Annotated in this window: 16 protein-coding genes; 7 read left to right on the top strand and 9 right to left on the bottom strand. The window is 41.2% G+C overall.

What is annotated here, in order from left to right; all coding sequences use genetic code 11:
• Positions 1 to 146: 146 nt before the first annotated feature.
• Positions 147 to 569, bottom strand: a complete 423-nt coding sequence (locus BMX50_RS19770) for a secondary thiamine-phosphate synthase enzyme YjbQ (RefSeq protein WP_091212380.1) — start codon at positions 567 to 569, stop codon at positions 147 to 149.
• A gap of 106 nt (positions 570 to 675) precedes the next feature.
• Complete coding sequence (locus BMX50_RS19775) at positions 676 to 993, bottom strand: hypothetical protein (RefSeq protein WP_091212385.1); 318 nt, start codon at positions 991 to 993, stop codon at positions 676 to 678.
• Positions 994 to 1,200: 207 nt separating this feature from the next.
• Here BMX50_RS19775 and BMX50_RS19780 point away from each other — a divergent pair, with 207 nt between their 5' ends.
• Entirely contained in the window at positions 1,201 to 1,704 is a 504-nt protein-coding gene (locus BMX50_RS19780) for a hypothetical protein (protein WP_091212388.1), read from the top strand.
• The gene (locus BMX50_RS19785) at positions 1,694 to 2,110 is read left to right on the top strand and encodes a VOC family protein (protein ID WP_208864747.1); all 417 of its coding nucleotides are present in this window, start codon (positions 1,694 to 1,696) and stop codon (positions 2,108 to 2,110) included. The genes BMX50_RS19780 and BMX50_RS19785 overlap by 11 nt, the downstream gene beginning before the upstream one ends.
• 2 nt (positions 2,111 to 2,112) lie before the next feature.
• Here BMX50_RS19785 and BMX50_RS19790 read toward each other — a convergent pair whose 3' ends face one another.
• Positions 2,113 to 2,508, bottom strand: a complete 396-nt coding sequence (locus BMX50_RS19790) for a hypothetical protein (protein ID WP_091212393.1) — start codon at positions 2,506 to 2,508, stop codon at positions 2,113 to 2,115.
• Positions 2,509 to 2,650: 142 nt separating this feature from the next.
• Between BMX50_RS19790 and BMX50_RS19795 the strand changes: the two genes are divergently transcribed.
• The 3 genes from BMX50_RS19795 (at position 2,651) to BMX50_RS19800 (ending at position 4,117) form a co-directional block, all read left to right on the top strand.
• Positions 2,651 to 3,589, top strand: a complete 939-nt coding sequence (locus BMX50_RS19795; protein ID WP_091212398.1) for a sugar phosphate isomerase/epimerase family protein — start codon at positions 2,651 to 2,653, stop codon at positions 3,587 to 3,589.
• Positions 3,590 to 3,652: 63 nt separating this feature from the next.
• On the top strand, positions 3,653 to 3,820 hold the full coding sequence (locus tag BMX50_RS34600; protein ID WP_167668026.1) for a hypothetical protein: 168 nt from the start codon (positions 3,653 to 3,655) through the stop codon (positions 3,818 to 3,820).
• 45 nt (positions 3,821 to 3,865) lie between these two features.
• Entirely contained in the window at positions 3,866 to 4,117 is a 252-nt protein-coding gene (locus tag BMX50_RS19800) for a hypothetical protein (RefSeq protein ID WP_143065229.1), read from the top strand.
• A gap of 35 nt (positions 4,118 to 4,152) precedes the next feature.
• Here the strand turns inward: BMX50_RS19800 and BMX50_RS19805 are convergent, their stop codons facing one another.
• Positions 4,153 to 4,542: a response regulator gene (locus tag BMX50_RS19805; protein WP_091212403.1), complete on the bottom strand. Its 390-nt coding sequence runs from the start codon at positions 4,540 to 4,542 to the stop codon at positions 4,153 to 4,155.
• Positions 4,543 to 4,795: 253 nt separating this feature from the next.
• A complete protein-coding gene (locus BMX50_RS19810) occupies positions 4,796 to 5,149 on the bottom strand; it encodes a VOC family protein (RefSeq protein ID WP_091212619.1) in 354 nt (117 codons plus the stop codon).
• Positions 5,150 to 5,363: 214 nt separating this feature from the next.
• Between BMX50_RS19810 and BMX50_RS19815 the strand changes: the two genes are divergently transcribed.
• Positions 5,364 to 6,458 carry an acyltransferase family protein gene (locus tag BMX50_RS19815; RefSeq protein WP_091212406.1) on the top strand — a complete coding sequence of 365 codons (1,095 nt, stop codon included), beginning with the start codon at positions 5,364 to 5,366 and terminating at the stop codon, positions 6,456 to 6,458.
• Between the two features lie 5 nt (positions 6,459 to 6,463).
• Here BMX50_RS19815 and BMX50_RS19820 read toward each other — a convergent pair whose 3' ends face one another.
• Positions 6,464 to 7,096 carry a hypothetical protein gene (locus BMX50_RS19820; RefSeq protein WP_091212410.1) on the bottom strand — a complete coding sequence of 211 codons (633 nt, stop codon included), beginning with the start codon at positions 7,094 to 7,096 and terminating at the stop codon, positions 6,464 to 6,466.
• 371 nt (positions 7,097 to 7,467) lie between these two features.
• Between BMX50_RS19820 and BMX50_RS19825 the strand changes: the two genes are divergently transcribed.
• Positions 7,468 to 8,049 carry an RNA polymerase sigma factor gene (locus BMX50_RS19825; protein WP_091212413.1) on the top strand — a complete coding sequence of 194 codons (582 nt, stop codon included), beginning with the start codon at positions 7,468 to 7,470 and terminating at the stop codon, positions 8,047 to 8,049.
• Between the two features lie 24 nt (positions 8,050 to 8,073).
• On the opposite strand, the gene BMX50_RS19830 is transcribed toward BMX50_RS19825, so the two are convergent.
• The 3 genes from BMX50_RS19830 to BMX50_RS19840 all read right to left on the bottom strand — a co-directional run bounded on the left by BMX50_RS19830 (position 8,074) and on the right by BMX50_RS19840 (position 10,911).
• Positions 8,074 to 8,874 carry an SDR family NAD(P)-dependent oxidoreductase gene (locus BMX50_RS19830; protein ID WP_091212416.1) on the bottom strand — a complete coding sequence of 267 codons (801 nt, stop codon included), beginning with the start codon at positions 8,872 to 8,874 and terminating at the stop codon, positions 8,074 to 8,076.
• Between the two features lie 142 nt (positions 8,875 to 9,016).
• The gene (locus BMX50_RS19835; protein WP_091212419.1) at positions 9,017 to 9,850 is read right to left on the bottom strand and encodes an AraC family transcriptional regulator; all 834 of its coding nucleotides are present in this window, start codon (positions 9,848 to 9,850) and stop codon (positions 9,017 to 9,019) included.
• Between the two features lie 14 nt (positions 9,851 to 9,864).
• Complete coding sequence (locus BMX50_RS19840; protein ID WP_091212421.1) at positions 9,865 to 10,911, bottom strand: SDR family oxidoreductase; 1,047 nt, start codon at positions 10,909 to 10,911, stop codon at positions 9,865 to 9,867.
• Positions 10,912 to 11,037: the final 126 nt, after the last annotated feature.

Here is an 11,037-nt window from a genome sequence, read left to right on the forward strand (position 1 = left end):
TGGTAAAAACAAATATAGAATAACATTCGATATAAGATGGCAAATTTGCTATGTTATACCGGTTAAAAAAGTATTAATTTACAATAGTTAGTCAAATGTGTAAATTAATTGTGCTTTTTACAATAATAATTATTGCTTTTCATTAATTATTCGCCCCAGGCCGATATTACCAGCGTGCGGTAGCCGCCGTGGTTACGGTGCTCGCACAGGTAAATTCCCTGCCATGTGCCTAAAGCCAGTCTCCCGTTGCGGATAGGAATGGTTACCGAGCTGCCAAGCATGGCGGCTTTGAGATGAGCCGGCATATCATCAGAGCCTTCATCATCATGTAAATAGTCAGGATCGTTTTCCGGCACAGCCTTATTGAAATACATTTCAAAATCCTGCCTCACAGTTGGATCGGCATTTTCGTTAATGGTTAATGATGCTGAAGTATGCTGGATAAATACCTGGCAAATCCCGGTTTTTAGCTCATGGATTTGAGGCAGGGCATTAACAACTTCGGCCGTGATGAGATGGAAACCTCTTTTGCGTTCTCTGAGCTGAAGCATTTGCTGAAATATTTTCATAGCGAGTTTGCTTTATAGCGATGCTGCAAACATATCTATAAAGATTGTTTCGGTTTTGTTTTTTACCACTTAATAATATTGAAAATTATTTACCGGTTTTGTAAGTTTATGCAATAACAGCGGGATTTAGTTGGGGGGCCTGGGTAGTAAATAGCCGGTTGATGAATGCCTTTATTTTTTCAAAAAAGCTTTTTCTGACAGTTTTTTGAATAATTTGAGTTTGGTCATTGTCCGGAGGCTTGGGATTGTCTGCATCCTGCATTTCTTCCAAAACAATTTCACGGATGTCGGGGTCACGGTTTACGATCTCGTCCAGTTCGCTAAGCTCGTTGAAAGTAGCAGTGCCGTTTTTTTGCCGTTTAATAAGTATTTCAAAACGGTCCTGGTTGAAAGTTCGCCTTTCCAATTGCTTGCCGTGTTTCATGATATATAAAGTAATCTTTACTATGAACTCAAATTAAGTGCCATGTATGTATGGTGTTGATTTTCAATTAATAATATTTTGTTTGTGTTTTGAATTTGCATCGTTTTGACACATGGATCGTTCGTTTTCGTGCAGGTGTATCTTTATAGATGGCTTAGGTTTTAAGGAGTAGTATTAGTACTTTTAAAAGGAAATATTTGTATAGTTATGAATTGGGTGCCGTATGAAAAATTTTCTATCATAAGTCCTCTCAACCCTGATGAAATAAGATCAAGAATGACGGAGCAAGTGAGTCCTGCTTTTACAGGGAACTTCTTTGAGCAATTGACCAATAGATACTCCAAACCCTTTAAAGGGTATGTAAATATTAACGAGTTTAAAATTGAACCTGTAATTGTGGGACGGAATTCTTTTATCCCTGTGATAAAGGGGCGGGTAGAGTTAAAGGAAACAGGAAGTTGTATTTACATAACCATGTCAATGCATCAGATGATAGAATATATTATCATGGGCGCAGTAGTTTTTTTAACGTTTGCCGGCTTTTTGAGTTGGCTAAATTCATTGAAATCCAATAAGTTTGACCTTGTATCACTCAGTCCGTTTGGTGTGCTGACATTTATCTACCTTATGGTGATATATGGCTTCAATTCGGAAAGCAATAGCTGCAGGACTTTTTTGTTGGAGTTATTAGACGGAGATTATGAGCAATAACATCATTGTAAAACACATACAGGGGGTAGCCCCTCTGCTCCAGGTTTTTGATATGCCTGTAGCTCTAAGTTTTTACCGCGATGTGCTGGGTTTTGAAGTAGTACAGGCATCAGGCGAAGGTGATGATGTGGACTGGGTTTTACTCAAGCTCAACAGTATAGAACTAATGCTCAATACTGCTTATGAAAAACCTGAGCGCCCTTCCGATCCCGACGAACAACGGATAGCCGCTCATGCCGACACTTCACTTTATTTTGGACACCCGGATATTGATGAGTTATATAGCTATTTGCTAAGCAAGGGGATGCACCTTAAAGAACCTCAAATTACCGGTTATGGCTGGAATGCCATCTATTTGCTTGATCCTGATGGATACCTGTTGTGCTTTCACTGGCCGGTGGCATAATATTATAACCGCTCATAGTGGTCTTCGGGCCCATCGGCAGCAAGGGGAACTGTACCGTAAAAAGTGAGTATTTTGCCTTCTATCTTAAAAAAGGTAATACTGTTGGCCGAGGTATCATTATCAAACATGATTTGTTCATGTGCATTATCATATCTGCGGGTACGGTAGTTGCCGCTTTTTATCAGGGTATCCTTGTGCATTCGCTTGTAGGTATTGGCTGTGAAAACAATAATGTTGCCATTTCCGGCCTGTACTGCCGACAGATCTTTAGGCGGTTCGCAATAACAATCAGTGCCGCGATATTCCCAACTGCCAATCAGCTGATCGTTATTGGGTGTTTTATCTTTTTTACAACTTAGTAAAACAGCGAGTATTCCGAATAAAAACAGCTTTTTCATACCATAAGGTTTATACTACTTTACGGTATTACAATGCAAAACGCTACAAATTAACTTCGGTTGGTAACAGTTTCAATACACAATTTGCAGGCATCAATTAATTGATAACTTTGGTATAAACCAATGTATTCCCTATACCATCATGAAACAGCATAACTTATCAAGGCGCAGGTTTATTGGCAGCGCAACACTCGCGGCCGCCGGTTTTCTGGCATTTTCAAAATCGTCATTTGCAGGCGTACTATCAGGCAGTGCCGATAAACCCAATTCACTTATTAACGGTGTACAAATAGGGGTGATCACTTACTCGTTCAGGAGTATGCCCGGTACTGTTGATGATTTGCTGAAGTATTGTATCGATTGTAATATCAGCGCAATCGAACTTATGGGCGATGCTGCCGAAGTTTATGCCGGTGCCCCTAAACGGGAGGCTAATGAAGATTGGGCCGCATTTGGAAAAAAAATGGCCGAATGGCGCGCCGCAGCTTCGATGGATAAGTTTAAGGAAATCAGGAAAATGTACCATGATGCAGGAGTAAGCATTTACGCCTGGAAGCCTAATGCCCTCGGCTCCAAAAATACCGATGCTGAAATTGATTATGCCTTTAACGCAGGGAAGGCCCTGGGTGTAAACCACGTAACGGTTGAACTGCCCGAAGAAGCACAAACCAAACGTCTTGGCGATATTGCAACCAAACATAAAATGATGGTTGGCTATCATGCCCATACCCAGGCTACGCCAACACTGTGGGATACCGCACTAAGCCAGTCGAAATATAATGGAATTAACCTTGATATTGGTCACTATGTGGCTGGTACCAGCAGCAGCCCGGTGCCGTTTATTGAAAAATATCACGATCGCATAACCAGCATGCACATCAAAGACCGCAAATTTCATGATGGCCCTAACCAGCCATGGGGCCAGGGCGATACCCCGATAAAAGAAGTGTTACAACTACTTAAAAACAATCATTATAAATTCCCGGCTACTATTGAGTTGGAGTATAAAATTCCAGATGGGTCAGACGCTGTAAAGGAAGTGAAAACTTGCCGTCAGTTTGCTGCAGATGCTTTGGCCTAAAATCGTGTTTTAGTTTGCTTAATGGCCTGTGTTTTGTAAATTTATATTTATTTGAAAATAGATATGGACAACTCATGCAGATTAAAGCTGGAGTGGATACCTGCTGCTTATGCTGCGATAGATAAGGGCGTTAATGATACACCTGCCGGCAAACCGAAACAGGTGCATCCGGTAAACGGGATTTACAAAAGCGGCAATGGGTTTGCCAGGGTCAATAAAAGGAAAGTGTAAGGCACCATTTTGCTGATGTTCGGCCTAATGGCCTATCTTTATCAAATGGAATCTAAAATATTTTCGTACAAAGTAGACGGCATTGTCCTTACTCCTGTTGATGATCAGCTAAACATAAGCCCTGCATTTAATCGCAAGGAATTGCTGAATAAACTGAAAGACCTTTTTAAAGACGGCGACTATAAATTGGATGAGCGCACCCTCGACTATAAAATTAAAGACGGGCAGCTTTACGTGGAGGGAGTGGTGACTAAACAGGAAGCGGCAAAGTCGATAGGGTTTATGAGCGGGAAGTAGTAACGCGGTACTATTAAAATCTTCTATGCTAATTATCAATTAACCCTGAAGCTTGTAAAGGTTTCCTTGGTAACAGGTTTTGTATAATATGATTTTACGTGTTTGTATTGCTTTGAACGCGTCACATCTTTTGGAAGTATCGAAAAACTTACGATATAGATTTCAATGGTTTTCCCGATCAGGTGGTGAATTTTTGCAAATTCATCCAGAAATTCCCATCCGCTAAAAGGGTTCATATAAATATCAAGAAAAATGACATCAGGCAGCTCATCCTCATTTTGCAGATGTTCCCTGATGTAACGGATAGAATACTCCGCATCGGTGCTATATGTAACAGAATCAAATGCAGGATATTTGCTCTGCATCCCTTTAATAATGGCAATATCTATCTGATTGTCATCAATATATAAAAGCGTTTTGGCCATTTAGGTTAGATTTAGATCACTACTAATATATAGCTAAAAGCTATATTGATAGCGTGGGCCAGGGTTGGTGCGGGCAGGTGATTATGTTAAAGTGAGAAATGTGTGATTGCTTAACTTTCTGATTTTTAGTTTTTTAATTTGTATTTTTCAATGGCTTTCTCATTTTTGTACAATTTTATTTTTGGTGAGTATTATGATCTTAAACAAATACTCAAAAAGAGAAACCGGTAATGAAAGAGTAGCAAAAATTGAACTATTGTTCAACAAAGTGCCAGCAAACACCTGCTATATCTATAATGTTAAATTCTTTCCCATAAGGTTCCTGACTGATTTCGCCTATCCGGATCTTAAAGCGTTGTGGTAATTGCTTATCTATCACCATTTGCCTGAAAGTGGTTACATCGCTCACTTTTACACTCAACATAAAGTTCTGTGCAAAGCTGGGCTGATCGTAACGTTGCAGAATAAAGCGGCAGCTATCTTTTTGAAAACCTATATAATCGCCCGAATCCCAATTGATTTTGAACCCCAGTTCCTGAAAAAGTTGTTTAGAGCCTTCAAAATTGCTGCCGGAGGGAACAAAAGGCTCAAGTGATAAAAATTCCATGTTGTTTAACGGTTGATAAATATTTGTAAACATAACAAATGAGCTGGTAAATCGTAGTCGGAAGGATCTCTGTCTTATAGACGTAAATAGTATCAATTTTTCTTCAATTCGTATCAAAGTGATGTTTGAATAAAACAGCTAAAGGTTATTTTTTTGATGTTTGCCGCTGTTTTAACCTGCAGCGCCTGTAAACCGGCGTTTGAATAAATAACCAATGGAAATAGCAGAACCTGTAGTAGCGGCACCAGCATTAAAAACCAAACAGCATTTCGAAATTTTAGACGGCCTTCGTGGTATTGCGGCCATCTCTGTTGTTATATTCCACTTTATGGAGTTTGTTGTTCCTGATTATAACAAGAGTTTTATAGCGCATGCATATCTCGCCGTCGACTTTTTTTTCTGCTTATCGGGCTTTGTGATTGCTTATGCATATGATAATAAACTGAAAGATTTAGGTAATGCATTATTTTTCAAACTGAGACTTATCCGCCTGCATCCAATGGTAGTTATCGGATCGGTTATTGGCATGCTTGCCTTTATTTTTGATCCGTTCAGTAACCTTTACACAACCTATGGCGCCGGGCAAACCTTACTTATGTTTTTGAGTTCGTGCCTGCTCATCCCTTATCCTATTGTGCACGAACGTTATTTTAACCTATTCCATCTCAATCCGCCAACATGGTCGTTGTTTTGGGAATATATTGCTAATATAGTTTATGCGTTGGTGCTGGTTAAACTGCGTAATAAAGCGCTATGGCTGCTAACCGTAATTGCCGCAGTTTTGCTCTGCTATGAAGCTTCGAAAGCGGGTTACCTTGGGGTGGGCTGGGGCGGAGATAGTTTTGGTGGTGGGGCTATCCGGGTTTCCTTTTCGTTTTTAGCGGGGATTTTAGTGTATCGCTCAAACTGGATCATTAAATCGAAACTGGGTTTTTTAGGTATTGGCTTATTATTGCTCATTGCGTTCCTTGTGCCTTTCTCAGATAAGGTTAACCATATAACTGATCCGCTTTTGGTAATCTTTTACTTCCCGTTTTTGGTAGCGCTTGGCGCAGGGGCTGGTCTGCATACCCGCTTTGCCAAAATTTGTAAGTTTTCGGGCGATATTTCGTACCCACTTTATGTAATTCATTATCCGTTTTTATGGACGTTTTTAAGCTATTTGGAAGCCAAAAAACCTTCAATGGACCAAATGATAATAATGATACCCGTAGGTGTGTTATTATTAACCGGTTTGGCATATGTTATTATGATTTACCTGGATATCCCCATTCGTAATTATTTGAAAAATAAGTTGCGGAGGGGGTAGGTTCATTATTTTGAAATAGTATTTGTTTGGGTAGTATCCTTCTTGATCTTTAATTTTTCATACTTGTTGGCTATCATCACCAAACACCCGTTCCTTGCTTTTTCTATTACCTTTTTCAAATCTTTTTTAGCGCTGCTGTCACTTAATCCGTGGGAGAAATGGGTTGTTACCTTAAACGAGAGGCAGTCCACATATTCTTTTTTTACGTTTTGTGGCAGGAGCTTCATTTCCGGATACGAGTAAAATTGAAGTTTAAGCTGCTGTACAACTTCGGGCTGCCAGATGTTTATGTTTTTGGTGATAACCTTTGAACACTCGGCCCCCATTTTCATTGCTGCTACCTTTACGCTATCGGTCATTTGCCCCATATTTGAAAGGCCATTTGGAAACATAGCTTTTATTTTAGTGAGGCAGCATGAAGCAAACTCACGGCGCAGGCTGTCTGTAGTACTAAAAGTACTTGATTGGGTATAGAAAACATCGTATATCTGCTGCTCCACTTCTGGTGTCCAGCCCTTTTGCAGCTCTGCTGCCTGTTGCTGTTGATGAGCTTGCCTTCGCTGGCACCTGCTTATCGTTAAAATGAGAGAAAATAAACTTATTGCAGTAAAAATAAGTGTTCGGTAAACAGGGTGCATATGCGTGATAAGGGTTTAGAATTTTCTGGCGTAAAATTAAGGTTATAATTCTGATTGGCTTTTTTTATTATAAAATAACATTGCCTTTCAGTTATTTGAGGTGCTGATCATTGATTTTTGGCTGGCAGGGCAATAAAATTAACCCGGCTTCGTTATAAGTTTTCCACAAATTGCTGCTTTTGCGAAAATATTCAGCCTGGTATATAGTGTAGTTATTACACCTTATGTACTGATAATCAGTTGTAAATTCATGCGCCGTTGTTAAAAAAGTACCACTACAACAGCACTACTTCAATTTATTATCATGTTTTTGCTGTGTTAAATTAAAATTTACTTTTTACTTTTATCTCACCAATTATAATTAAACTACAGTGGGTAAGAGTATTAACAGCAATCATATCCAACAATTGATAGCGGGTGATGAGGCCGCTTTCGATTTGATTTATGAAGCGTATAGCAGCAAAGTTTACCGGCTGGCATTCCGGTTTTTGAAGGATGCGCAACAAAGTGAGGAGATAGTTCAGGAGTGTTTTATAAACCTTTGGACAAGCCGCGAAAAACTGAATGCCCTGGGCGATATCTGGCTATACCTTTACGTTATCGCAAAGCGTTTATCACTAAACTCATTAAGGCAGATGTCTCAGTCGCGTGAGTTTTCTGATAAGCTCGTGAATCAGATAGCTACCGTTCACAATGATACCGAAGAAGATTTACTGGTAAGCGACTTGGAGCAATTTACCGAACGGATCATTAACAAGCTTCCGCGCCAGCAGCAATTGATTTTCAGGCTGAGCAGGGTAGAGCACCTTACCCACAAAGAGATTGCCGATCAGTTACAGATTTCGCCCAATACGGTAAAAAATCATATGGTTGAGGCGCTAAAAACCCTCAAATCGCAACTGCAATACTCCGATCTTATTTTTATGCTTGCCTTGTTCTTCTGGATCAACTAAAGGCAAATCCCACCTAACCTTTTTTCAATCAAGTCTGTTTACCCTGTAATTTAACGCTGCCGTTGTGCCTCCGGTTACATCGATGGTTACGCCTGTAATTTGGCCAGCCAGGTTTGATGCCAGGAAAACGGCTGTATTGGCAATATCAGCCATCAGTGGGAGTTTCTTAAGCATGGTATCGGCCTCCATTTTTTTGATGATAGGATCCATAACATCAGGCATGGCATCAATAGCGCTTTTAAACACCCGCGAATCAGGTGAACCGCCTGAGCGGATATTAACTACACGGATACCGTACACCCCGAGCTCAGAGGCCAGCGTGCGCGAAAAACTTTCAACTCCACTGCAAGCGGGCCCAAAGCCTCCTGTAAGCGGATAACCTATACCCGCAGGAGTAGCCGTAAGTGATAAAATTACTCCCGATTTTTGCTTCATCATCACCCCGGCGGCTGCTATTGCCGTCATGAAACGGGTTTGCATGGTGAGGGTAACAGGTTTCACAAAATCTTCGGCTGATATTTCGGTAAGCGGAACGTTTTGCACCACATCAACCCCGACAGCGTTAAAGGAAATATCAACTGCTCCGACGCTGTTTATCATTTGCTGCAAATGCTGATTGATTGCGGCCTCGTCAAATGCGTCAACTATCGCCGTTTCGGCTAAACCGCCCAAAGCAATAATTTCATCGGCTACTTTTTGGAGGGATTCGTGGTTGGGGCCAGTTAAAAATACTTTTGCACCGGCTGCTGCAAAAGCCTTTGCCACTGCGCCGCCCAATGAACCACCTGCGCCATATATAACGGCATTTTTGTTTTGGAGTATCATATGATTAGTTTGTTTAAATATAGCATTTGAAAATGCCAGATTACATAACAAACATAATTGTAAATGTTATTTTAAAAGAGAGCTAAAGGTGATAAATGGAGGGTTGGTTTATGACAATACGAGCCAGAGCAAATTGTATACATCAATTTTGCTTTTCACTTATCTCCCGTTTACTTTTTGAAAGCGTTGGATTATACCCAAACTGCTTTTTAAAAGCGTATGAAAAATGCGATAGGTTCTCAAAGCCTAATTCAAAGTAAACTTCGGATGGTTTGCGGTTTTGTTCAACTATCTGATAGTGGGCGGTTTGGAGACGCTTTTGAGTGAGCCATTTTTCGGGCGTGTTACCGAAGGCTTTTTTAAAATCACGTTTAAAGGTGGTTAAGCTCCTGCCGGTTAGGTAGCCGAACCGTGCAGCGGTGAGATTAAACATGTAATTTTTCTCCATAAAATCCGCCAGGTTAATTTTACCAGGGCCTTCAAAATGCCTCAGCAAATTATCAACCGATTTATCGATAGATCGTAATACCGCAATGGCTTCAGTTATTTTGATGTTCGCTATTTCTTCAGGCAGATCATCAGCCACTTCAAAATAGGGCATTAAAGATCCAAGCAGGCTTTCGAGCAGCGGATGCCGATTGAAGTATTTAACGTCTGGTGGAACCGGGGCTGCATGAACCTGCGGAAGTGTTGCGTAATACCGCTGTAGTGTCTCCTGCGGAAAACAAATGGATATCGATTTAAAAAGCTCTCCGTTTAAAGGCACCTTGCTCATCCTGCCCAACTGATTACGCGGCAGTAATACAATATCTCCGGCGTGGAAAATAAATTGCCGGTCGGCCGAAGCGATCCTCATTTCCCCCGACAGTACACATACCAGTGCATGCCACGGAAGGATCACTTCCCGACTGTAATGCTTTTCCCGCTTACAGGATACAAATACCATCGATCTGCTGGCTGCTCCCGTTTGTTCCATTAGTGTAAAAATAACTATTTAATTATTCCCAATTGTATCAGGCTTTCGGCAGTTGCAACAATTGCCTCTTCTGCAGATCGTGGCGACCAGCCAAGCATGCGTTTGGCTTTTTCGCTGGTAGCGTTCATGTTTTGGTCGAGCATCGGGATAATAGCTTTAGCGGTCGGGTTCCAAAGTGCTGTTAAATGTATTAACCAGTTTGGCACATTGTGAGCTTTAACTTTTTCTGCATAACTGCCCATGCGGCGCTTCAGAATTTTAGCTATATCAATCATCCATAAGCTTTCACCCGAAATAGCCAAAAAACGCTGGCCTTTTGCTGCCGGGTTGGTCATGGCGCGTAAATGCAGGTCGGCCACGTCGCGTACATCAACCAGGCCGGTATTGATCCGCGGCGTGCCTTTTAGATTGCCAAATAACATGTTTTGTACCAACTGAATGGAGTGCGAATAATCAGGGCCTAAAACCGGGCCTGCAACTGCAACTGGGTTTACTGTAACCATTTCAAGTCCCTGACCTTCAGTTTCAATAAACTTCCATGCAGCCTGTTCTGATAGTGTTTTTGATTTTTGATAGGCCGGTATGCTATCGTTTATTGGTGTCCAGTCGGTTTCATTAAATGGGGTAGTACGTGCTTTGTGTCCAAAGCCAACCGCGCCAAATGCCGAGGTAAATACAACCCGTTTAACACCGGCATCTCTGGCTGCTCTCAGCACCCGTAATACACCCTCCCGGGCAGGTATGATCATTTCATCTTCATGTTTATAACCCTTTAGCGGGGTAGGGGATGCTACATGCAAAACATATGTACAGCCTTTTACAGCTTCCACCCAGTTTGCATCCGCAGCCAGATCGGCGGCTATGAATGATAGGCGGTCGCATGCTTCAACGCCGCCTGTTTTGAGCATATCTCGTACTTCAGTTTCGCGGTTTAGTGAACGTACGGTTGTTTTTACCTTATAACCTGCTTCAATAAGTTGAAGGATACAGTGCACTGCTATAAAGCCCGAGCCGCCGGTTACCAGTACCTGTGTATTGCTGTTTGAATTTGTTGTTGTCATTGCATTAAAATTTATTATGCAAAGTTGCTGCAAATAGCTACGGGCAGGTTTGTTTAAAAGACCGAAGATGTTTTGTTTAAAAGGCCATTTTATGAAAGCTAAAAAAGGCGGAATGTGCGAGCTTAA

It is taken from the genome of Mucilaginibacter gossypiicola (assembly GCF_900110105.1).
Taxonomy (GTDB): domain Bacteria; phylum Bacteroidota; class Bacteroidia; order Sphingobacteriales; family Sphingobacteriaceae; genus Mucilaginibacter; species Mucilaginibacter gossypiicola.